The following is a 23,682-nucleotide window of genomic DNA, read 5'->3' on the forward strand; positions in this document are numbered from 1 at the left end:
TATTATAATGGAGTAGATGTAGCTAATGGAATATAGTTTACATTTGGGATGCTCACTACTTGGTAAGATAAGTTGGTTGAATATATAGTACTCATCCAAGGATTAAAAGGATCTGTTTCTTCATAAACTCTATCTATCGCATATCTGCCAAGCATCACACTTGAAGTACCAGCAGGTATTGTTCTGTTAAAAATGTAACTGCTGCTTACGGGGCCGTAGCCAAGGTCGGAGAGTAAGGTTTCTTCATAAGCAACAGTTCTACTTACGGGAGTAATGTAGGGAATAGTGGCTTCGGCATCTGTAAATAGCTCTAAGGTCACATCAGCAAAAGTGGTAAAGGCAGGACTAAATGGACCGTTGGGATATTCTGTATAAATATTTGATATGGAAATTCTAGCATAATAGTTTGGTAATGCAATGGTTGGTTTTATATTACAATCAACTGTTTGACCAGCTAAATTGTAGCAGTATTGTTTAACGATATTACCTAGGTGATCTTTTACAGACCATAATTTTCCATCGGGTTGATAATCGAAAAAGGTAGTGTTCGAACGCGTATCAGCTTTGGCAGCTAACTGTTCGTAAAAATTAGTGTAAACAAATGTAGTTGATTGCGCATTTTCAGGATGTATTTTGATATCGTCTATAAATGCTGAACCACTAATCTCTACGCTAGATGACAAGGGGGTAAAATAATTTTGATATAAATTCCAACCGTTGGACAAGGTCGTCATTTGTGCCGTTCCAGCTGTTGCGCCACTAATGGTGATGGTACCAGATTTAATGAATAGACTGATTGAATAGCGTTTTCCTGCAATCAAATTGTGTTTGGAAATAGCCCCCATGTTCAGTTTATAGCTAGATTTGCCACTATAAGCTTCATCCATTGAAACAGCCGATTGAGTATATGATATACCATTTTCGCCTCCATTGTCAAAAGAGGCGTAAGCCGTTTCATCATAACTGCTATTAACAAATTCTGCGGTAATTTCGCTTTTATTACTAAAACGATAAGCTGTTGTTTTTAAATTTTGGCTTAAAATTTCTATTGCGTTGCCTTTACCATCATATTTTGTCACTTGTGCTTCTTTTGTTTCTGCTCCACCAAAACCTATTTTTTCTTTAACAGGAAAAGCTTTATTGTAAAAGATATTGTAGTAAATCTGGCTTGTTTGCACTTCAGTAGCTCCTTTGGAAGTCTTTCTCCATAATGGTGTGATGATGTTTTGGTGCAATAACTTATTATTTGCATTGCTCTCAGCCATATTATACGTAATACCAGTAAGGTTAGAAGTGGTATAGCGTATTTGTTCATTAATGGTATCGTCGTCGCTAGTAGTACTGGTAATCTGGTTAGGTTCTATTTCTCCATTTAATTTATCATAAGTGTAATTTTTTTCATTAGTTATTTCTTGTCCTCCTTCATATGTCCTTACAATTTGTTTATCCAAATAAATTACAGGTATATCTAGCCAATAGTCATGTTGTAGAAATTCTTTTCCGTAACATCTGTAGCCTGGGATTTCCAGATCAGCAGATAACGAATGGGTCATCTCGTCTCTTAAGAGCTCTAATCTTTTAATCCAAAAGCGTTCATCCCTTGAATTTTTAGGTTTTCCCCAGAAATCAGGTACAGGGAAATAGTCATCTGCTACAGAATAAAAATTTTCTTCTTTATGAATTAGTTCATTAGCCAACCCTTTGTATACCTCTTTTTCTGTGAGCTTAGGGCTAAGGGAAATCAAAGAAGCTTGGCGGGCCTTTAAATCAAAATGCAAGTAATCATTATACTTATAAATCGTCTTGCCCGCTTCTCCTTGTATGTCGTTGGTATAGTCTATCGCGTATTCGGTTACTTTAGCATAAAATTTTGAAGGCTCCGTCCAAGCATCCAAAAAATTGGTAACCGCTGTGGTTTGCTCAGTAAACACTGTGCAGGTAATAAGCTCTAGTGAATAAAGCGGTAGTGTGCTGGAAACCATTCCGGAATTACCATGCCCAAAAAAGTATTGATTGTCATTACTGGTAAAATCATAATTTATATGTACGCCAGTGATCCCGTAGTCATAATTTTTTTTTCTGGCAATTGTATTGCTCGAAGTATAATCCGTAATTTCCTTGATTCTCAAACCACCCCAAGTGCTTAAATCATATGTAAAAGTAGAACTACCGCCAGTGGGATAGTTAATTTTTGTTAATGCACCAGCCATGGTGTAATATAAAAAGGATCTTCTATCAGATAGGCTAGGAATTAAGGTAGTATTGCTACTTATTCCATTGTAAAAGCCTGCTAGGTCTATCGATTTTGATAAACGGTTAGGTAAAACACTGCTGGTAAAATAATCGAAACCATACACCTCTTGATTATGACTATTAATGATATTTTTAACGTTATCCAATTTCAATCTTAAATTATCATCGCTTGATGTACCAAAATAAGATTGGCCTAAAGTATACCAGGCTTTATTCACATAGAGTCCATCCGAAAGTTCTTGAACCAATATCGTTTCTAGCTTTTTATTCACAGGATGGTCGCTTCGGTTTCCGTAATGAAAACTCACTTTTTGTCCATTTGAAGCTGTAATACTGGTAAGTATAAGTTCGTAAGCAATATTATTTACAGGGCAATTTTTGTTGTCGGGGATAACATCTTGTTGACAGCGTTGGCAATCTAAGGTATTTACGCGTTGCTTAGTTTCATAGTTAAGATCGGTATAAGTGTAGTTTACAGTGTCGTAATTAAATAAAATGCTATCGCCTTTGTATGTCAAAATCTTGCTTAGGCCTACAGAAGCATTAGAAGTAGTGCTAGTAATTTGGCAACTCGTATAGGTAGTTTTACCACCTACTGGTTGAAAAAAATATCTATTGCCGCTGGGGTCTGTAATGATAGTTGATGTTGAATTGGTGACAATTTTGTAATTGCTAATCGGAGCAGTAACATAGGAGGTGTCCCTAAAAAGAAATTTTAAATTCATTAAAGGCGTGTTAACATAGTTAACAATAGGCCTAAATAGTGATTTCTGAGAGATATCCAATCCTGCAGCGATTACATCCAGTTCATTCTCATAAATAACATCGCAATTTCCATAGTAGGGATTATATCTTTTAGCAAGATTATAGGTTCGCATAATTTCCGCGCCCCAGCCCGTTCCGTCCGTACTCGAATTGGTAATATAGCCGCTAGCATTAAGCACCCAACCTAGCCCTACAACTGAAGCAAATTCACTCACTTTATTACCTCCGCCATGATAACTGAGGCTTACAGGCCATGAAAAGTCTTTAAGTTTAATTTCTGTAATAGGAACAGAGATGTTAGCTATTCCTGTACTATAATCTACAGGAACATCTCCATATCTTTGATAAAGAGCCATTTCAGGCGAAGGGGTGACCGATGTTCTGACTACGTTAAAGTTGCCATTTTTGGCAGTTTCATATTGTGCCGAAGCAATTTGTGTAAATGATAAAAATAGTAATAATAAGCAGAATTTGAGCGCGTTAGTTCTCATGAGTAATTTGATCTAAATTGTTTAGTGGTGGGCAGGAATGGAGGTATTATGGGCTTTTGATAGGGTTTGATGAAAAAGTATTGAGAGCATAAGCGATATTTTTTCCTAAATTAAATTATCCTGATAAAAAATCAAAACCTTATCGTTTTTATAAGTGCGTTAATTAGAAATACGTACTGTTTTTTAAAACGAGGAAGTATTATCTAAATCGAAAATATATTCAACCTGTGGTAAGTATGTAGTTAAAGTACAGCTGCACTATAGAAAACCACTAGGAGTAGTACAATATGCACGGACTTATACGGACTTGTACGCACTTCTACGGAGTTTTACGGCGTTTTGGATTTTGTAGAGATGAAGTAGGCGTATCTATAATTTACAAAAAAAAATAAATTTCTGTGATCAAACTTGAAAATTTAATCGTTAGTTGCCTCAAAAACAGCTGGTTTATATTTGATTTCAGCCAGTGATGGATGACTACATCAACCAAAAGTTAAAAATAGCGGTGCTTGGCTGGGTATCGAAGTTTCATCGTACCTGAGTCGTATTTGCGTCGTACCAAGTTCGGGAAAGCATCGGCTGTTGTTCGGTAGTTCTTCGGTGGTTGTTCGGTGGTTGTTCGGTGAAAACGGGGTTTTGTTCGGTGGTTCTTCGGTGAGTGTTCGGTGGGGCTTCGGTGAACGCTCGGGTAATGGCCGAACAAAAGGGGAGCATTTACCGAGTCAAGTACGAAGTTGGTACGACGCTGGTACGAACGGCTACCGTAGTACTGCCGAAAGTTGATCGATCACTAGACGGATAATTGCCAAATCGAAAATATATTTGCCGTTATACGTGATTGTCCCTAACTTAGAAAAGCTCAATGATAGTTTAAATTTACGCTTCAATGGATTGTTTTTCGCTCGCTTCCCCATCGTCAGTTTCTCAAGTTACTGCCGCTGTTAGTTCATCCAACGGCGATATGAAAATGGGAGAATATGCTGCTAATTTTTTTTCATTTGCTACATTTGAACTTAATGAACGCTGTAATTTAAATTAACCTATGTTTACCGAATATATGAAGCCAAAACCACTATATTTCCTTCTTTTAATAGCCTTCACGCTGGTGTCTTGCAAAGAATTCATCGAAACTTCGTTAAGCAACAAGAAGATTTATCCCTTGGCGCCTGCTGATAAAACAGAGATGAGCTATTATCAGATTACGTTTTGGTGGGAAACCCATCCAGATGCGCTTAAATATCGTTTGCAAGTAGTATCGCCATCGTTTAATGCTACTCAAAAGGTGATCTTAGATACTTTGGTAAAGGCCGATAAGTTTACCTACACGCTTGATCCTGGAAATTATGAGTGGCGTATCCGTGCCGAAAATGGCAGCAGTCAAACCCCTTTTGTCACGCAGTCGTTTATTGTGCATCCAGCGGCGCTAACCGACCAGGCGGTACAGGTTTCTGCGCCAGCAAATCAGCTATACACCAATAATGCTTTAACCCAATACGAATGGCTTAAACTATTTGGTGCAACGGGCTATCGTTTGCAGTTGGATAAAAATAATTTCTCTAATGAGCAAAACCTGATCTTGAATGTAACCACTGATAATTTGAGTTATTCATACACTTTACCCTCAGAAGGTGTTTACCAAATGCGAGTGAGGGCCGAAAATGCTACCCAAAATTCTAAATGGTCAACCGTAAGAACCCTTACTTTTGATGCCACACCACCAGCACAGGTGAACCTAAGTACGCCTGCCAATAAAGCAGCGGTAACTAAACCCGTAGGTTTAAGCTGGGGCGCTATTACTGATGCGGTGCAGTATGAGGTGGCCGTTTATCAAAGTGATTCGACCACGCTATATCATTCATCCTATCCGCAATTATTAAGTACCACCAACCACTCTTTTAACATGGGCAACAGTGGCGAAACTTTGGTGTGGCGGGTTAGGGCCATTGATCGGGCAGGGAATAAAGGGAATTGGAGCAGTTTTTACACATTTACCATCCAATAATGGCTAAAGGAAAAACAATTACTTATTTGCTAATTGCAGGCGTAGTTGCGGTTTGGGGACTGATTTTTTATAGGGTGTATGTGAGCATGAGTGAGGAAGATTTGGATACCCCTGTGGCCGCAACCACCAAAGTGCCTTACTTTAAAATGGTTGATCACCATCAAGACCAGGTAAATTTAGATCTTAATTATAGAGATCCCTTTTCGCAAGTGGGGGCCTATGTAGAGACTAAACCCGTGGCCAGTAAACCTGAAAACGTAGCTATGCCTAGGCCAGCCATGCCAGGACCCATGATGTCGAAACCGCAGGTGAATTGGTCAAACATACAATATACAGGTTATGTGAACAACGCGACCAGTAGGCAAAAAATGGTGATCCTTTCGGTCAATGGAAATACCGCCGTGTTAACCGAAGGACAAAGTGCTCATGGGGTAAAACTATTGAAATACCTTGGCGATTCGGTGAGTGTACAGTATCAGGGAGAAAAGAAAAACATCAAAATTAAATAACATGCGTCGTACCTATTACCTTATTCTTTTTGTTTTAAGTCTTGCATTACAAACCAAAGCGCAAAGCTCATCGGCAGATTTGGCGCCTTATAAACACCATATTGCCAATGATGACCATCAGTTTTCGTTTTATACCCTTCCATCAGATAAATCGGTGGGTACTATTAAACCTAATCGTAGTTATTATTGGTGGGGTGGCAAACAAATACAAGTCACCCAAGGCGGTTATAGCGGCAAATTGTTAGATGGGATCTTCACTGTATATTATCTTAATAAGCAGCTTAAACAGCAAGGTTTGTTTAAAAAGGGCTTAAAATATGGGGAGTGGAAGGAGTGGAATGAACAAGGAAAATTAACCCTGAGAACCACTTATGTAGAAGGCATTGCCAATGGTAGTTTTTATAAATACAACGATTTGGGCCAGTTGCAGGAGCAGGGTACTTACAAGGATGGCAAATTGGAAGGCAAACTGAGTAAATATGTCACTGCCGATAGTGTTTCGGTAAGTAAATATAAAAATGGCGTACTGGTTCCAGTGCAAAAAGATACCGATAGCAAACCTTGGTGGAAGTTCTGGAAGAAAAAGGAAACTAACGTAAGAAAGTAATTCTAAGGGTGAAAATAATCTATTAATCTTATGAAAATAAAAATAATATTTTTCCTTTTTGCTATAACAATTAGTATTAATGCTAAATCGCAATTGACCAATTTAGGGAATACTGGTACTCAACTTGGTTGGTATCGGATTGGGACGCTTACACTGCCTCAGCAGGGAAGTAATGCAGAAATCAGTATTTCTTCGGGAGCGGGTTACAATGCTGTTTATCAGCAGAATGGTCAAAGTAAAATTTATTTTAGGACCAGTAATGGCTCTTCAAATAATAATGGTTTTTATGGAAGTGGCGTATTTTACAACGTAGGACAGTCAAAGATTGTTTCCGAAGTCAAAATTGTACAAAAAAGCACAAACGTATGGGATGTATATTGTTTACTTACAAACTATACGGGTGAATATTCATTTGTGTTTTTTCAGTCGGCAACGGGCTCGTTTCAAAGAGATTTTAGTTATGGTGAACCTCCGTTAAATAGTGTTTCAATCTCCTTGAAGGAAGAACTTGTCGTGCTTTCGGATTTTTATGCTAACGGTAATGTAGGTATAGGAACCACTACTCCTCAAGAAAAATTATCTGTAAATGGCAAGATAAGAGCTAGAGAAATTAAAGTAGAAACGGTTAATTGGCCTGACTATGTTTTTGATGATGCATATAAGCAACTTTCTTTAGAAGAAATAGAAAATTATATTAAAACTCACAAAAAACTGCCAGAGATTCCAAGTGCAAAAGAAATAGCAGCCGAAGGCGTGCATTTAGGTGAAATGAACAAACTGTTGTTAAAAAAAATAGAGGAGCTAACACTTTTGATGATAGAACAACAGAAGCAAATAAATGAGCTAAAAAAGAAGGTAGGGCAATAACATGCTGAAAGCAGGTGCCCTATATTTTTCTATTGTGATCGCCTTTTTTATTGCGGTGATTTCGGCCTCGCTCATTATGCTGGTGGCCCATTACCGCAACAGTTACCTTAAGGATGTCCGTTACCAGCGTTTGGTCAACAATATTAATTCAGGCGTTACTTTGGCGCTTAGCCAAGCCCAGCCCAGCGAAGCACAAACCTTGGATTTGTATGGAAAAGAAACCGACAGCTTAGACGCTAAACAAAGCTTTTGGGGCATTTATGAAGTGGTTCAATTGCAAGCTTATATCCAGCAGGACACGGTTAAAAAAGCTTTCCTGATGGGCAAACAACCCGATTCGGTAACTTTATACTTGAGTGACGAAGATAGACCCTTGTCCATTAGTGGCAATACCCGTATTACGGGAGATGTGGCCTTGCCCAAGTCGGGCTTACGACAGGCTTATGCCGAAGGCAAACCCTATACGGGTGAAAAGCTGATCTTTAATGGCGAAATTAAAAACAGTAACCGTGAGCTGCCAGCCATGGAGCAACAGGTGTTAGCTAAAATCATGGCGCCACTTCAATCCAAAGATTTAGGGAAAAGCGAACTGGTGAACAATCTTAAAGTGTCCTTTCATCAAAAGGAAAAACAGATTTATTTGGGAAAGGTAGCCAGATTGGAAAATGTAAATTTACAAGGGCGGATCATTTTGGTCAGCGATTCGATCATTACCATTTCTTCCACTGCGGTGTTGGCCGATGTGCAGGTTTACGCTCCTGTGATTAGGGTCGAAAATGGTTTTAAAGGGCATTGCCAATTGTTTGCCAGCGATAGTTTACTGGTAGGCAACAAAGTGAATTTTAGCTATCCATCAGTATTGGCGGTACTGCGAACGGAGCGCTCGGGAGATCAGCCTAAATTGGTGATTGGTGAGGAGGGAAATATGGAGGGTTTGATTTTTAGTTATGAGAAGAAACGAAGCCCGCAACAAACCTTGGTGAGCTTGGGTAAAAACACCAAAGTAAAGGGTGAAGTGATTTGCTCGGGTTTGTTGAAATTAGAAAAAGAAGTACAAATTAAAGGGAAGGTGGCCTGTAACCGTTTCATCATGAAAACCACGCAGACGCTTTACGAGAATTTTTTGATAGATGTGACCTTTAACCACAAGGCAAGGAGCAAGTACTATTTAAGTGCGGCCTTGTTTGGACAAAAGCGAGCCAATGAAGTAATGAAATGGTTAAACTGATTCGCAAAAAACTCAAAGGTTCCACCTTAATTGAGGTGCTGATTGCCATGGTGATTATTGTGGTAATTTTTACCATTGCCATGCAGGTATTTTCCAATGTGATGCAAACAGGGGTTTCGTTCAGGAACATTAAGGTGCAAAACCAAATGATGGCCATTGCCCAAGAAGTACGAGAAACAGGCGTAGTACCGCAAGAAACTTTGGTGATAGACAGTATTGCTTACGAACTGAAAATAGGGGCGGAAGGTGCCGCTGGATTGCCCCAACTGGAGATTTCGGCCACACAAGCGGGCCAAAAGCTAGGCGAATTGAAGTGTTTGATTAATCAGCAGCAGCATGAAGAAAATTAACGCCTATACTTTAATGGAAGTGACGGTGGCCATGCTGCTTTCGGCCATCTGCATTGGCATTGCTTATTCTGCCTATGATATTATTGGGAATTATTACCGAAGTTTTCAGCAGAAAAATGAAAAGGCGGATGCTTTGCTTTCCATTAGAGAGGTGTTGAGCAAAGACTTCCAAAAATCTAAATTAGTGCTGAATACCACTGATGGGATTTTGTTGGATCAAGATAGCCTCAGTATCCAATATGTTTTTGAGGCCGATCAAATCCTTCGGAAAACACCTTCGTTAAGGGTGGATACTTTTAAGGTGATTTGGAAAGATCGGTATGTAGGTTTTGAAGGTACAGAAATTCTGGAACCCGACACCATAGACCTTTTAAAACTCAAGATTACCTTAGATCAGCACAGTGTAGTGCCCCTTACTTTTTACAAGCACTATAGTGCGCAAAACTTGTTTCAATAGCCTATGCCTAGTATCGATATCTCTAATTATCCAAGCCCCAAAAAGCAACCTAAGAAATCGCAAAGCGGAAATGGTTTGCTGGAATTGCTCAATAAAGACATCAGCTTTGGCGATGGGCAGTTGCCTGATAAAAAGAAAGAAGCTTTTTATCATGAATTGGGGACTTTGGTGCGGTCAGGCATTGCGCTGAAATCGGCTTTAGAACTTACGGCCAGCTCTTATACACAGGCGAAGGATAAAGCGCTGTTTGACACCATACAGGCAGAAGTGATTGCGGGAAGTTCACTTTCCGAATCGCTTAAACAGCAGGGCAAGTTCAGTAGTTACGAATACCATAGTGTGCGCATTGGCGAAGAGACGGGTCGGTTGGCAGAGGTATTGACCGAATTGGGAAAGTATTATAAAAGCAAGATCAGTCAGCGCAGGAAAATTATTGGCGCTATTACTTACCCCATGTTGGTATTAAGTACTTCTTTTGCGGCTATCTTTTTCATGATCAAGTTTGTGGTGCCTATGTTTGCCGATGTGTTTAAACGTTTTGGTGGCAAGCTGCCTTATATCACTTCGCTCATTGTAAGCTTCTCGGATTGGTTCGATCGCTACATTTATGTGATCATATTGATTCCGCTAGCACTCATTGCTTTTTACGTCTTGAATAAGCAAAAGGACTGGTTCAAAAAATGGTCATCGACGGTATTGTTGCGTATTCCCATTGTGGGCGAAATATTGAAGAAGATTTACTTGGCCCGCTTTGCCAATACCATGCGCTTGCTTACGGGTACCAATACGCCCTTGTTAAAGGCCATGGAAATGGTGCGACAAATGATTTCCTTTTATCCCATTGAGCAGTCGCTCATTGCTGCTGAAAAGGATATTTTATTGGGGAGTAGTTTGTCGAAAGCTTTGTCTAAACATGAGTTTTATCCTACCAAGTTTGTGCAAATGATTAAGATTGCCGAAGAGGTGAACAAGTTGGAGTATTTCTTTGAGCAATTGGCAGGGCAATACACCGAAGAGGTGGAGTATAAAACCAACGCCATTAGCGGTTTGCTGGAGCCTTTAATTATCATCTTTTTAGGCTTGGCGGTGGGGGTCATTCTCATTGCCATGTACTTGCCAATGTTCCAAATGAGCAATAGTTTTTAAATCTAAATAATTCTCAAATCATGAAAAAAATTCTTTTCCTATGTCTGTTTGCTTTTTGTTTAAAGGTAAACGCTCAAACGCATCTCAATCAGGGTGGTCTTCAAACTAGTGTCATTGGCAATGTAGCTGCTAGCGATGCTGGCGCTAAAAGATATTTGATCGCAGAATTGGGTTACAATTCCTTCCATTGGCAATATGGGGGAGCAGTGGTGATAGAACTTTATAGCCCATTTTATAGTACAGGTTATCAGAAATTTGTGGTAGAGTGCAGTTATGCTAGGGGAACTTCTGGATCGTCTCCCAAGGTGAGCATACTTGAGGGCTATGGGGTATATCAATCTGGAAAAGTAACCCTTGGAACACCTGTTAATTTAGGGACTTCAACTAGTGGTTATGATAATTTTAAATTGCCTATTTATGTAGATGTACGCTATTATGCACAATTTAAAGTTAAAATTACGTACATGCAAAATCGTGTGAATGATTTTGATAATCCTAACCAGATTAAGATTTATGAATCGCCCACAGAAACGGCCATTGATGATTTTGTGGTGCCACAAGTAGATCAAAACTTTGCTTCAACGGGTAGCCTATTATTAGATGGTAGCGAAAATAGCTACATCATGGGCAATGTGGGCATCGGCACCAAAACGCCTCAAGAAAAACTTTCGGTAAACGGTAAAATAAGGGCTAAGGAAATTAAGGTAGAAACTGCTGGTTGGCCTGATTATGTTTTTCAACCTCATTACGATTTAACGCCGCTAGAGCAAGTAGAAACTTTTATCAAAACCAATGGTCATTTGCCTGGTGTACCTTCTGCACAAAAAGCGGAGCAGGAAGGGGTTGAGTTAGGGGAAATGAATAAGGTTTTATTGAAAAAGATTGAGGAATTGACACTTCATTTGATTGAATTGAAGAAAGAGGTGGAGCAGTTGAGGAGGAATTAAAGAAGCTAGTATTTAAAAAATCTCAACAAAAATTGACAAGATTAAATAGTTTGTTTATCTTCATCGGCAATTATTTAAGTTAAACACTCACACTATCTATTGAAAAATGAATACCATCAAATCAGTAGCCTCTCAAAAAACATTAAACATTGTTTTTATTGTTGCTTTATTAGTCGTTATTGGCTATATTTTTTTTCTTAAGCCATCTAAAATTGTCTATGTAGATTCTTCCAAAATATTGGCAGAATACAAAGGTGCTATGGAGGCAAAGCAAAAATATACCGCCAAAACCTCTGTATGGCAAGCCAACATTGACTCTTTAACTTCTGAAATCCAATCGGCCATAAAGAAATACGAAAGGGACTTGGCTGTAATGTCTAAGAAAGAACAGGAGCTTTCCAAGCAGTTGCTAGATTCTAAGCAACGACAATTGGCAGATTATCAACGAGCCATACAGGAAAATGCTAGGCAGGAAGATATGAAAATCAGCCAAGCGGTGGTTTCTGAAATCAATGCCTTTATTGCTGATTATGGTAAGAAAAATCGCTATCAGCTCATTCTTATTGCTAACCAATCGGGCACCATCGCTTATGCCGAAGAAGGCTTAGATGTTACCCATAAAGTATTGGAAGAGATGAATAAAAATTATAAGTCAAAATAAACATCTACCCTATGTTTAAGCGCTTTCTCTACTTAAGCTTCATTATTGTTGCGCTATTTGGTTGCGCAAAAAAGTTTGAAAATAAAAAACAGCTATTGGCTTTTATTGCAGACGAATCAAACGGTTTAACCTCAAAAAAAGTGTTAGATCATGTAGATGTTGCGGTGAGCTTTTTACCTTGGCAAACCCAAGCTTTTGATGACAGCTTTTCAAAAACAAAACTGAATAAAGCTCAACTTAAACAGTTAGCCCAAAAGTATTACTTCCTAGTTTCACTTTCTAAAGACCATAAAGAAGTGCTTAAACAATTGCCATTTAACGAATACAGTGAAATGGTACAAGTACTTTCGTTTAGAATGCAGAATTATATAGGCATTACACTAGATGATGAGGAGAAGGTAGCACCTTTAACTTGCCTTTTTCAACCTACTTATGGTTATGCCAATGCCAACACCATTTTGGTAGTTTTTGAAAAAAGCAAGTTAGAAAAAGCCAAACAAATCCAATTCTTTATGATCGAATTTGGCTTCAAAACGGGCAATATCACCTTCGACTTTAATTCCAAAACCATAGAAAAAATTTCTAAAAACAGTTCATTACCTACAGAATGAAAACTTTATTTAAAAGAACGCTTGCCATTTTAATGGCTATTTTGGTACTCAACCAAGTATTTTTTCCTTGTGTTGCCTTCGCCTTAACCTCAGGCCCTAATTCGCCCGAGGCCAGTAGCTTTGAACCCGTGGATACTACGGATATGATTAATCCATTAACGGGAGATTTTACCTACGGATTGCCATTGTTGGAAGTGCCGGGGCCAGAAGGAGGCTATCCATTGAGTTTGTCTTACCATGCGGGTATACAACCAAATGAGGATGCTTCTTGGGTAGGTTTAGGTTGGTCGCTCAATCCAGGTGCTATTACCAGAAATGTGAATGGTTATCCTGATGATTTTAAGGATGTTACTAATACAATTAGGTCTTATTGGAGTGGGGGAACAACAAAAACGGTTGGCGTAGACGTGGGAATTGGTTTAGGGCCAGCTTCTGTAAACTTCGGCCTGTCGTTTTCTCAAGATACGTATAGAGGTTTTGGTGTAGGTTGGTCAGTTGGTGTAGGTGTAGGCGTTTGGAAAAGTGCTTCAGGAATGGTTAATGGTTCAGTAGGTTTTACGGTAGGGGTTACGCCCTACGGAGAATCTTATGCTGGTATAAATGGAGGGCTAAGCTTTGGTAAAGCCAACGAAGAGGGCATGAAACTAGGTATTGGTGGTGGAATAACTATGGGTAATTCCATAAGTGCTGGCGCTGGTGCTAGTGTAAGCTATAGCAATGGAAAATCGGGATCCAAAAATATTCAAGCTTCTTTCCTGGGGTTGTCTATTAATTCTGGCGATGGAAAAGTATCCCTTTCTGTAGGTGGTGGCGCTAGTTCTGTAAATAGTGCCAATGCAGGAAGAATACAGACAGAATCGTCAGGGTGGTCTTTTGGTATTCCCTTACCGGGGATTAGTATTGGGATTAGTTCAACTTATACAAGATATTGGTCTGATGAAACCGCCTATGTAGCTACTAATGGTGTATTATATCAACCTTCTGGAGTATCAAATGCCAATTATTTTGATAATCGTGCATATGATACTTATAGATTGTTAAATCCAGATCGTACAAATCCTTTGATTAGCAACGATCCAGATAAAATTGTTGGCGGAACTTATCCAGATTTCGATAGTTATAATGTTTCTGCTCAAGGTTTGAGCGGATCAATGAGGCCATATATTTATCAAAAAACTATTTATGCACAAAATAAAATCAATAATCAAGATCATAACAATGATGTGGTAGCCAGATTGGTAGCCAGCAATGTTAGTGAATCTAATAAATTTGCTTTTAGGTTTATCAATGACTTTTCTAATAGTTATCGTCAGGAGTCAATTAATCCAACAGTATCTCAATTCAATTTTGCCAATGCTGTTTATGGTAATAATGATCAGAACTATGGCTACGATACCAATGAAAATAGATTAGCTGGTTCTAAGCACGTTCAATATTTCACAAACGAAGAAATTAATTCAGGCAGTGCCAGAAATAAAGGTTTTGTTCCTTATGCGGGTGGAGGATTTAATGGATATCCTAATTCGCAAGAGTATGCCAAGCAAATTGGTGGTTTTATGATCACAAATGCAAGTGGCGTAACCTATCATTACGCACTGCCAGTATATTCGATGCATGAAACGGTATACACCGAAAAAATATCTCGTAAAAATGGACATACCTATAATGACTTGTCTAAATCAAGCCAATATGCTTATAACTGGTTGCTAACCGCCATCACAGGTCCAGATTATATTGACAAAAATGAAAATTCCCTTTTAGATAGTGAAGACTGGGGGTATTGGGTTAAATTTAATTATGGAAAATGGTCTGATTATTATGGTTGGCGTAATCCATCGGAAGGTTTTCATAGAGATATCGATAACGATTTTCAGAGCTATTCTAGAGGATTTAAAGAAATTTATTACTTAAATAATATTAAAACACGTTCTCATGTAGCTGTTTTTGAAAAGGCTTATCGAGCAGATGGTAAGAGCGTAAGTGATATTCCTTATTACCTTAACAATGGGGGTATCCCTTCAGATAATGCAGGAACTGTGTCATCATTAAAACTGAATAAGATCTATCTAATGAAAATAGAAGATTATGATGCCATGAGGTATCATCCAGATTATGGTAATTTGCCAGAAGAATGGGGTAGTTGGCTAACAAGCCTGGGGGGACAGCATGATATACAACAAGGTTACACATCTGCATTACATCGATATTCTACCGTGTTAGATGATAAAGATACTGCAGTTCCAGCCATTGCTAATACTCTTAAAACTAAATCAATAAGAACCATTAAATTTAACTACGATTATTCACTGGCTCAAGGAACTTATAATAGCTACGATCCTAATTTTGATCGCTATGCAGCCCAACCTGTAGATACTAAAAGCTATCCACGTTTAGGGAAATTGACCTTGTTATCAGTAGAAACTTTGGGGCTTAATGAGACTGCAATAAGTCCACCCATTGAATTTGAATATGACTTGGACCCTAATCAACCAGAAAACAAAGATTATATACAATTTGTCAACGGAACAGCGGGGCCAGGTATTCAAACTAGCGTGGCAAATAAATTCTCTAAGGGAGATATTTTAAAATTTAAGATTGGATCTGTGGATCACTATTGTGTATTAATGGCTGAATTAGGCAACTATTATCCCGTTCGATATATACAAGGTGGACACCCAAACTATCCTGGGCTAGTGGAAGCGGTAAGAACCAAAAACCCACCATATCATAAAGATAGATATGATATTTGGGGTATGTATAAATCAGATTACATTGGAGTCTCTAGCAATGAAAATATCAACAGAGTGACCACATCAACCTCCAATAGGTCAACTGATGTTTGGAGTTTAAGGAAAATCAAAACGAGTTTAGGTGCCGAAATTAATATTAATTACGAAGGCGATAGTTATAGAGGTTCTGTACTTAATAAAAACAAATCCTTTATCCTAAGTAATCCTCAAAAAAATGGATTAAACTATACATTCGATGTGGAATACCCAGAAGGAAATTTGGCAGACATATTTTCGATGGGTAGTAAAGTTGATTTTCTATTATTGAGACGGACTCAGTACGTAAATATTTGGCCGCCTCAAAACTATATGCGAAATAGTTACGAAACTATAGATAGTAAAGCTTATGCCCCTGCGGAAGTCGTTTCTGTTTTGAACAATAAAATTACCATTAAGATAAATGCTGCTCTGGATGCTAAAGTACAAGAACAGAAGCCCTTTGAAGTATCTGTAATAGCTACGGGCAATCTACTAGCTAGAGATGTGGATAAGCTTTACGGTGGTGGAGTAAGGGTGAAAAACCTAGAAATTAATTCGATGGATGGTTATGTCAAACGGACTAAATATAATTATGACCTGCCAACAATTGGGCAAACGAGTTCTATTTCTTCAGGCGTTACGCCTTATGAACCTATTATGTTTGATGCTGACAATGCTGCTCAAGTTATTAATTCGGGTGAAGTTATTAGTGGACAGACAAAAGAAGGCTATATTAATGCTTATAGAACAGCTTTATATAAGGAAATGCATTATCTCGTGCATTTTGCTAGAGAACTGCCATCTGCGGGGGTAATGTATGAATATATTACTGTGCAGGATGAAGTGCAAGCTCCAGATGGCACCTTGTCGCAAGTAGCGGGTAAAACCATGTATCAATATGAAGTTTTTAAAGCCAATATGTTAGGTAAAAAGGAATATGGTTTTGAAAATGTTAATAATACTCGAGTGCTGAATATGGGAATTAAGGATTATACCAATAGAGTAGGCAACCTTAAGAGAATGGTAGCATATGATGATAAAGGCAATAAGTTAACAGAAGTAATTAACCATTATCTCCATGACCCTATAGCAGATATGTCGTTTGCCAAGCAATCTTATGAGTACGACTTTTATTTGGGGAATTATGATCAGCAAGGTGTTATACAAGAGCGATATGGAGATGCTAGAACAGTATTTGAAGGAGGAACACCTATATACAGAACAGTAATGTCTAGTCGTGAGCATTATCCTTCTATTATGACAGGTACTACCCAAATTGACTATAAAAATGGAACAAGCATTAAGCAAGAAAATTTGGCGTTTGATTTCTATAATGGTCAAATCACTAAAACACTAACTTCAGACAGCTATGGAAATAAGTTTATGAACGAGGTGGTCCCAGCTTATCGTAAATATGCTGCTATGGGTTTAAAAGTAAATGAAAGCACTAATGGATCGAGAAAGCATATGTTGAGTCAGGAGGCTTCAAATACTACTTATAAGGTAAATGAACAAAAGCAAAAGATAGGGATTATTGCTGCATCCGTACAAACTTGGGGAACTGATGTGCCCGTGTTAGATCCAAGTGGAGATCCTACCTCTTTTGGTCAATCTGAGATATGGCGTAAAAAAGCAAACTATGCATGGATGCCTAATGGCGCAACAGCAAGTAATGTTACTGGTATTAATGATTTTCAAGAGTTCTCATTTAACGGAAGCAATACGGCTTCATGGAAAAAAACGAGCGAAGTTAAATTGTATAATGTTTATTCGAATGCTTTAGAAGCTACGGATATCAATAATATTGCTTCGTCCAGTAAAATGGGGTATAAGAATACCAAAATAACCCTTAGCGGAGGACCTGCTAAATATGATGAAATAGTTCATGCTAATGCCGAAGATGCTTTCCAAAAAAATGGGGTTAGTTATTTTCCAGGAAACATTAAGTTGGAAAATGGTACGGTAACCACATCCACTGCACATACAGGTAATAAAAGTGTGAGTATTGGGCAGGGACAAAAGACATTTGTGTATACGGTTCCTGTAGCTAAGTTGGACCAAACAAGAAACTATGTGGCTTCTGTATGGGTTAAACCTAGCTCTGGAGCGCCAGAAGGTAAGTTATATTATCAAGTGAATGAAGGTACAGAGTATGCCAATACTCCTACTTATCAAAAACAGGCAGGTGGCTGGTATTTATTGGAAATGACGATTCCTAAGACCGCATTAACTAACGGAAATTTAAAAGTAGGCGTTAAAAATATGGCTACTACGGCTAGTTATGTAGATGATTTCCGTTTTCAACCACTTGATGCGGGAACTACCGCATATGTATACGATCATCATACAGGAGAATTGACCCACGTGTTAGATAACAACAATTTGTTTATCAAATACGAATATGATGCTACGGGTAGATTGGTGAAGGTGTACAAAGAGGTACTGGGTAAAAGTAACATTCCACTAATTAAAGAGTACAGCTACAATTATGGAAAGTTCAATAGAACTACTACGCCTCATCCAAGTAATGAAGTATATGCACGTTTAGAGCCTTATTACTTCTTCAATTACAACAATGAGTATGCGGATTTTTATGTGAAGTTTTATTCAGATGCAAATTGTACACAACCTTTAAATATTGCTAATAATTTAATGGTGAATTTTAAAACTACCACCACTACTATTGCAGGGGTAAGTGTGCAAAGTTATGATACGTACGGATCTGCCAATGCCATTAGCGGTAATAACCATGTGTTGTTGAATACTTATGCAACTAGCGAATGTTACGAGGGGCCTGGTGGTGGTGGAATTTCTTGGCGGGTACCCGAAAATGAAATTCCTATCCCAGGGGAGTGGATTTGTACCAGTAGAATGGTGACCCTAATGCCTGGTGCAGGTTATGTAATTGTCTATTAATCTTTAAAGCTCTTAAATATGAAAAAGACATTTTTAGTAATATGGATTTTTTTATGCCAATTGACCCTAACACTTAGGGCTCAAAATATACAACAAACAGCGCCAGTAGTATTGCCTCAAAGTCCGAGTACTAGTTATGTAGTGGGCAGTGGAGAGAATAGAATCATTACCAGTGCCGCTAGTATTACCTTGTTACCAGGGACTCATTTTGTGCAGGGCAGCCAAGTACTTTTAAAGATCCAGAGCCAACCTGTGCCACCAGCACCATCTAACCCCAATTCAAATTCAACAATGAATTGGATAGCTAGTAAAACCTATGATTTGGACGGAAATGTGATTGCTGAAAACAAGAATTTTTTTGATGATGCTGGTACAACAATACAAAATCAAACTAAGAATATAAGCAAAGGTCATGTTTTAGCTAGAGAAGCACTTATTGATGTTCAAGATCGTCAGGTTGGAAAGACTTTAGTAGCGCCGATTAATAATAGCGCATTTAGTTATAAATCAAATTTTGTTACAATTAATGGGGCTAATCATTATAGTTATCAGCATTTTGATTTGCTGAAAACAAATCAGCCAGATCCAGTAGGAAATGTATCGGAAGGCACATTGGGGTGGTATTATAGCGACAATAATAGCTTGGAAACTCATGTTGCATCTACAGCTTATCCTTATAGTCGAACTACATTTAATGAAGATGGTTCTAATACAGTTAAAGCAGCAGCTGGGGTAGGGGATGAAATGCGAATGGGTAGAGGAAGAGAATATTTTTCCAATCAAGTTGCAGTGACTAATGAATTAGATTTTTATACGTCTATTCGTGATCATTTTTTTCCATCTTCTATTGTAGGGGAGAGACAACTTTTATCGGGGAAAGCATTGATGAATGTATTGACCGATGCTAATCAAAATAGTACTATTAAGGTAACGGATTTATCAGGAAATCCTTTGATGATGGCTAGACCAGATATTAACGGTTTATTGACCTTACAGCATCAAACTATCTTAAATGCGGTAAAGAAAGAATATTTAGCGGGAGTTACGCTTGCAAGTATGATTATGGGGGGTGAAAATCCTAATCAGGGTGGTATTGGAGGTGGACCACTTTCCTTTGCTATCAATTCTAAATATAATGTCAAGGTATATCATAATAATATTGAAATATATAATGGTATTGGTAATGATTTTGAATTCAGTGGTCCAATAAGTTTTGGTGCTAGCTTCGAAATTAAGTCTGATTATCCATTCTCTATTTCTCATAGTGATGGATGCGATAGTTGTCCAGCAAAAATTGCTGAAAGCAATGCAAGTAGTATTCGCTATTTTAATTTATTACAGTCTACGGCAGTAAATATTACTGGTAACTATGAGTTGTTTAATATGGCAACCGAAACGGCCGTAACAGTAGGAACCTTGCCAGCAGGGTATTACAAATTAGTTGCGCTTCAAGGAGATGTAACTCTTAGTTATTCAACAAAAGTTTCTGATATCAGCTACGTCTTTTACAATCAATTGGGCCAAAACTTAGCCTCTATTGCTCCTGAGGGTGTTAATGCGTTAATCACTAATGGTATAAATAGTTATGCTTCACTAAACGATGTTCCTTTTGTAAATTCTAACACCTATGATTTGCAAGGAAGATTAATTGCGGCTAAAAATGTTGATGCGGGTCTTACTGAATTTATTTATCGTAAAGATGGTGCTATTCGTTTTACTCAAAATGTCGAACAAAGAAAAACTGGTCGTTTTTCTTATGTAAATTATGATCGATGGGGCAGGACTGTAGAAGCAGGGGAATATTTGCCAGGAGATATCAGTTTTGTAGCTGCTAAAACCAATAGTGTTTTGTTGGAAAGCGTAGCTGAAGATGGAGGGCTAGCTACAGGTACTAAGCAATATGTAACTCGTAACCATTATGATTTGCCTAATCAAAGTCATGGACTAAATAACTACATCCAAGATGAAGCATTTGTAAAAGGAAACATTAGTTGGACGGAAAATAGCAATAGCAAAACTTGGTACAATTATGATGAACAGGGAAGGGTGGTTTGGACAATCAAGAATATCGTAGGCCTTGGGGTAAAAACAGTTGACTATACCTATAACAGCGGTGGAATAATAGAAAAAGTAGATTATCAAAAATCTAATGCTAATGAACGTTTCATTCACTATTATGAGTATAATTCAGATTTAGCATTGTCTTCAGTATATACAAGTAAAGATGACATTGTTAAGAAAAAGCAAGCGAGTTACGATTATTATGTTCATGGTCCATTAAAAAGGATGGAAATAGGCAACGATTTGCAAGGTATAGATTATGTGTATGCTTCAAATGGTATGCTTAAAGCCATCAATCATCCTCAGCAAAGTTTTGATCCTGGCAAGGATGGTATTGCTAACAACTTTGCTCCAGATGTATTTGGGATGACTTTAGAGTATTTCAACGGCGATTATTACAGATCTAATACTGGAATTACTAGTATTGCGACTAATACTAGTAAAAGTTGGTATAATGGAAATATTAGTGGTCAGGTGTGGAGAAGTAAAAAACCTGACGCGGTTACCGCAGTAGCGGGATCGGGAATAAACGGAGCTGTGATGTCTACATATGAATATGATGATAGAAAGCAATTTAATAACAACAAATTTGGAACACCAGATTTTCTGAATAACACCTTCAGCGAAACTTTAAATGTGAATAAAGAACATGGCTTAATTTACGATGCTAATGGTAATATTAAGGCTTTAAGTCGAAATAATGCTCAAGGGACGCAACAAAACTTAAATTATAATTATCAGCCCAATACCAATAAGTTGAATAGTGTAGACAATTACGCCACTTACAGCTATAATGATTTGGGGCAAATGATAGTGCAAGAACGACAAAGTGGGCAAAAGTTTTATCTACAATATGAGCCTAGTGGTAAAGTTTCAGCAATTTACGCGGATGCTGATTTAACGCAACTGAAAGTTAGTTTTGCATATGATGAAAATGGTTTGAGATTGCGTAAGACCGATCATTTACAGAATGTTACTACTTATTATGTGTATGACGCTAACGGGGCGGTAATGTCAATATATGACAATAATGGCACACCACTGCAGCAAAAGGAAGTTCCATTCTACAGTACAAGCCGCTTAGGTACTTTTTTCAGAATCAATGATAAATATCAATATGAGTTAAAAGATCACTTGGGGAATGTTCGAGCGGTAATTGGAGAAGACAAGAATGTTGACGGAAGTGCAAATGTGCTCTATTATTCTGACTACTATCCTTTTGGTTCTAGGATGTCATTGGCTAATTCAAATTACCGTTTTGGTTATCAGGGTCAATATGCAGAAGTGGATCCAGAAACGGGTTGGAATAACTTTGATTTACGGATGTATGATCCAGCTATTGGAAGATGGATGAGTGTTGACCCCTATAACGAGTTTTGGTCAAGCTATGTAGGGATGGGAAATAACCCTATCTCAACGACAGATCCTGATGGTGGATGTACTAAGTGCCCGCCTCCTGGAGAGAATGCTTACGTTTATGACAAAAAGACGAATACATTTTCTGGTAGTTTGCTTGAGGTTACCATAGTTAGAGATAGCTATGCCATGGGGCCCTATACTTATGCGTTTTCTGGTTATAATCATGCAGAAGCAGGGGCGGGCTTAGCTAGAGCTGGGTTTAATTTGGATAAACAGTACTATGGTGCTAATGGAAACCTAAATATCATATATGCAAAGGCATATGCGAAGGAAGGTCAAGGGACTTTTGATTATGGAGCGTCAACAGGCGTTATTCATGCAGATTTAGAGGGTAGGTTAGGACGAGAAGAAGCAAATGTTAAGATGTCAAACAAAGTTGATCTATTAGCTGCAGATATTAATATAGAAGGAGCTTTGTATAATAGTGATGGACAATATAAAGCTGGTATAGGCGGACATGCAGGTGCCTATGTTGCTAAAGCCGAATCTAAAATAGTTATCACTATATTTGGCGCGAGGATAGAATACGAATATGGAGGAAGCGCCGCCAGCGCTCATATTGGGGGCAAATCATTTTTTGAAGCCAATAGAAAAACTGGAGCAGCTACACTTGAAATGGAATTTGATATAGGTCTAGGACTTGGCGTAAAGCAGGGGATTAAAATTCAGGCTTTACCATGGAAATAATAAATTTATAATTTGAATATATGAAGTTACTATATGTGCTATTTTTCTGTGCATCACTTTTAATGCTTTTTGTTAATTTAAATCACCCCAGAATATTGGATAAAAAGATTGTAGTTGGGTTTTGGATTACATTCTTGATTACGATAGCTTTCCATTTTATCTTAAGTGTTGATTTTCTGTTGCCTGCAACAGCAGTACAAATTCCTGTGGTTGCTTTAGTTTTTATAATTATTGCTCATTATACTGCTGAACAACAAAAAGAAAGTGCTCTTAAATCGGAAACTTTAGATGAACAGGCTAAGTCGCTAAGAGTTAAAATGACTAACCTTTTTTTTCAAAGAATAATCTACGTATTAGTGTTTATACTTATTTTAATGAATATATTAGGTAGCTAAGGAATGTATTTAATTATTTATTGTATTTTGTTCTCTATTGCTGACAGCATAATTTATTTTTCAATTAGTAAACCAAACTTATTTGGTAAAAAAATAAAAATTAGCTTTTGGATTTTTTATGCCATTATTTTTCTTTGTCATTTAGATATGATCAGGAATGAACAAATGTTATCATTTGGTTTTTTTCTTATTAATACTTTACTGCTTCCCTTGCTTTATATGTTTTTACTTTTTGGTAAACGATATAAGAATAATTTACAAGATAGTGAGCAATTATCAGTTGTAGGAAAAGATTATGTAATTAAAATAGTTAATTGGGTTATTTTTGGATTTTTACCCATAATTATTTTTGTATCACAAGTAATCGTATTATTTGACGAGCTTATTTAAGAGCAAGATAATTTAGTAAAAAGGGTACTGTTTTTATTTTCATTATTTTATATTTTCCTCCCTTGGCGCAAGTCTTGTGCGCAGGTTCAGTGATGGCAGATTTGTGACTGTTAGCATTTGCTTTGTTTTAAGTTGGTATAGAAAAAGCCCAG

At 37.8% G+C, this 23,682-nt stretch carries 16 protein-coding genes; 15 read left to right on the forward strand and 1 reads right to left on the reverse strand.

What is annotated here, in order from left to right:
• Positions 1–2: 2 nt before the first annotated feature.
• The gene (locus DUT70_RS00885) at positions 3–3,509 is read right to left on the reverse strand and encodes a hypothetical protein (RefSeq protein ID WP_113645418.1); all 3,507 of its coding nucleotides are present in this window, start codon (positions 3,507–3,509) and stop codon (positions 3–5) included.
• Between the two features lie 1,105 nt (positions 3,510–4,614).
• On the opposite strand from DUT70_RS00885, the gene DUT70_RS00890 reads away from it, so the two are divergent.
• The 15 genes from DUT70_RS00890 to DUT70_RS00960 all read left to right on the forward strand — a co-directional run bounded on the left by DUT70_RS00890 (position 4,615) and on the right by DUT70_RS00960 (position 23,530).
• A complete protein-coding gene (locus DUT70_RS00890) occupies positions 4,615–5,511 on the forward strand; it encodes a hypothetical protein (RefSeq protein ID WP_205529707.1) in 897 nt (298 codons plus the stop codon).
• The gene (locus tag DUT70_RS00895) at positions 5,511–6,020 is read left to right on the forward strand and encodes a hypothetical protein (RefSeq protein ID WP_113645422.1); all 510 of its coding nucleotides are present in this window, start codon (positions 5,511–5,513) and stop codon (positions 6,018–6,020) included. The genes DUT70_RS00890 and DUT70_RS00895 overlap by 1 nt, the downstream gene beginning before the upstream one ends.
• A gap of 1 nt (position 6,021) precedes the next feature.
• Positions 6,022–6,627 (forward strand): toxin-antitoxin system YwqK family antitoxin, encoded by a 606-nt coding sequence (locus tag DUT70_RS00900; protein ID WP_113645423.1) that lies wholly within the window; start codon positions 6,022–6,024, stop codon positions 6,625–6,627.
• Positions 6,628–6,657: 30 nt separating this feature from the next.
• Complete coding sequence (locus tag DUT70_RS00905; protein ID WP_113645425.1) at positions 6,658–7,494, forward strand: hypothetical protein; 837 nt, start codon at positions 6,658–6,660, stop codon at positions 7,492–7,494.
• A gap of 1 nt (position 7,495) precedes the next feature.
• Positions 7,496–8,722: a polymer-forming cytoskeletal protein gene (locus tag DUT70_RS00910; protein WP_113645427.1), complete on the forward strand. Its 1,227-nt coding sequence runs from the start codon at positions 7,496–7,498 to the stop codon at positions 8,720–8,722.
• Positions 8,710–9,072: a PilW family protein gene (locus DUT70_RS00915; RefSeq protein ID WP_113645429.1), complete on the forward strand. Its 363-nt coding sequence runs from the start codon at positions 8,710–8,712 to the stop codon at positions 9,070–9,072. The genes DUT70_RS00910 and DUT70_RS00915 overlap by 13 nt, the downstream gene beginning before the upstream one ends.
• Complete coding sequence (locus DUT70_RS00920; protein WP_113645431.1) at positions 9,059–9,529, forward strand: PulJ/GspJ family protein; 471 nt, start codon at positions 9,059–9,061, stop codon at positions 9,527–9,529. The genes DUT70_RS00915 and DUT70_RS00920 overlap by 14 nt, the downstream gene beginning before the upstream one ends.
• A gap of 3 nt (positions 9,530–9,532) precedes the next feature.
• On the forward strand, positions 9,533–10,675 hold the full coding sequence (locus DUT70_RS00925) for a type II secretion system F family protein (RefSeq protein WP_113645433.1): 1,143 nt from the start codon (positions 9,533–9,535) through the stop codon (positions 10,673–10,675).
• Between the two features lie 20 nt (positions 10,676–10,695).
• Positions 10,696–11,622 (forward strand): hypothetical protein, encoded by a 927-nt coding sequence (locus DUT70_RS00930; protein ID WP_113645434.1) that lies wholly within the window; start codon positions 10,696–10,698, stop codon positions 11,620–11,622.
• 106 nt (positions 11,623–11,728) lie between these two features.
• Entirely contained in the window at positions 11,729–12,283 is a 555-nt protein-coding gene (locus DUT70_RS00935) for an OmpH family outer membrane protein (RefSeq protein WP_113645436.1), read from the forward strand.
• Positions 12,284–12,294: 11 nt separating this feature from the next.
• Positions 12,295–12,894, forward strand: a complete 600-nt coding sequence (locus DUT70_RS00940) for a hypothetical protein (protein WP_113645438.1) — start codon at positions 12,295–12,297, stop codon at positions 12,892–12,894.
• Positions 12,891–18,578: a hypothetical protein gene (locus DUT70_RS00945; RefSeq protein ID WP_113645440.1), complete on the forward strand. Its 5,688-nt coding sequence runs from the start codon at positions 12,891–12,893 to the stop codon at positions 18,576–18,578. Before DUT70_RS00940 ends, DUT70_RS00945 begins: the two co-directional genes overlap by 4 nt.
• A gap of 18 nt (positions 18,579–18,596) precedes the next feature.
• Positions 18,597–22,745 (forward strand): RHS repeat domain-containing protein, encoded by a 4,149-nt coding sequence (locus DUT70_RS00950; protein WP_113645442.1) that lies wholly within the window; start codon positions 18,597–18,599, stop codon positions 22,743–22,745.
• Between the two features lie 20 nt (positions 22,746–22,765).
• On the forward strand, positions 22,766–23,140 hold the full coding sequence (locus DUT70_RS00955) for a hypothetical protein (RefSeq protein ID WP_113645443.1): 375 nt from the start codon (positions 22,766–22,768) through the stop codon (positions 23,138–23,140).
• Positions 23,141–23,143: 3 nt separating this feature from the next.
• Positions 23,144–23,530, forward strand: a complete 387-nt coding sequence (locus DUT70_RS00960) for a hypothetical protein (protein ID WP_113645444.1) — start codon at positions 23,144–23,146, stop codon at positions 23,528–23,530.
• The last annotated feature ends 152 nt before the right edge of the window (positions 23,531–23,682 follow it).

Source organism: Pedobacter chitinilyticus (assembly GCF_003313385.1).
GTDB classification, from domain to species: Bacteria; Bacteroidota; Bacteroidia; order Sphingobacteriales; family Sphingobacteriaceae; genus Pedobacter; species Pedobacter chitinilyticus.

Excerpts from the sequence above, each read along its gene's own strand:
- DUT70_RS00885 (WP_113645418.1), bottom strand. The coding sequence starts at position 3,509 with ATGAGAACTAACGCGCTCAAATTCTGCTTATTATTACTATTTTTATCA.
- DUT70_RS00895 (WP_113645422.1), top strand. The coding sequence starts at position 5,511 with ATGGCTAAAGGAAAAACAATTACTTATTTGCTAATTGCAGGCGTAGTT.
- DUT70_RS00900 (WP_113645423.1), top strand. The coding sequence starts at position 6,022 with ATGCGTCGTACCTATTACCTTATTCTTTTTGTTTTAAGTCTTGCATTA.
- DUT70_RS00905 (WP_113645425.1), top strand. The coding sequence starts at position 6,658 with ATGAAAATAAAAATAATATTTTTCCTTTTTGCTATAACAATTAGTATT.
- DUT70_RS00910 (WP_113645427.1), top strand. The coding sequence starts at position 7,496 with ATGCTGAAAGCAGGTGCCCTATATTTTTCTATTGTGATCGCCTTTTTT.
- DUT70_RS00915 (WP_113645429.1), top strand. The coding sequence starts at position 8,710 with ATGGTTAAACTGATTCGCAAAAAACTCAAAGGTTCCACCTTAATTGAG.
- DUT70_RS00920 (WP_113645431.1), top strand. The coding sequence starts at position 9,059 with ATGAAGAAAATTAACGCCTATACTTTAATGGAAGTGACGGTGGCCATG.
- DUT70_RS00925 (WP_113645433.1), top strand. The coding sequence starts at position 9,533 with ATGCCTAGTATCGATATCTCTAATTATCCAAGCCCCAAAAAGCAACCT.
- DUT70_RS00930 (WP_113645434.1), top strand. The coding sequence starts at position 10,696 with ATGAAAAAAATTCTTTTCCTATGTCTGTTTGCTTTTTGTTTAAAGGTA.
- DUT70_RS00935 (WP_113645436.1), top strand. The coding sequence starts at position 11,729 with ATGAATACCATCAAATCAGTAGCCTCTCAAAAAACATTAAACATTGTT.
- DUT70_RS00940 (WP_113645438.1), top strand. The coding sequence starts at position 12,295 with ATGTTTAAGCGCTTTCTCTACTTAAGCTTCATTATTGTTGCGCTATTT.
- DUT70_RS00945 (WP_113645440.1), top strand. The coding sequence starts at position 12,891 with ATGAAAACTTTATTTAAAAGAACGCTTGCCATTTTAATGGCTATTTTG.
- DUT70_RS00950 (WP_113645442.1), top strand. The coding sequence starts at position 18,597 with ATGAAAAAGACATTTTTAGTAATATGGATTTTTTTATGCCAATTGACC.
- DUT70_RS00955 (WP_113645443.1), top strand. The coding sequence starts at position 22,766 with ATGAAGTTACTATATGTGCTATTTTTCTGTGCATCACTTTTAATGCTT.
- DUT70_RS00960 (WP_113645444.1), top strand. The coding sequence starts at position 23,144 with ATGTATTTAATTATTTATTGTATTTTGTTCTCTATTGCTGACAGCATA.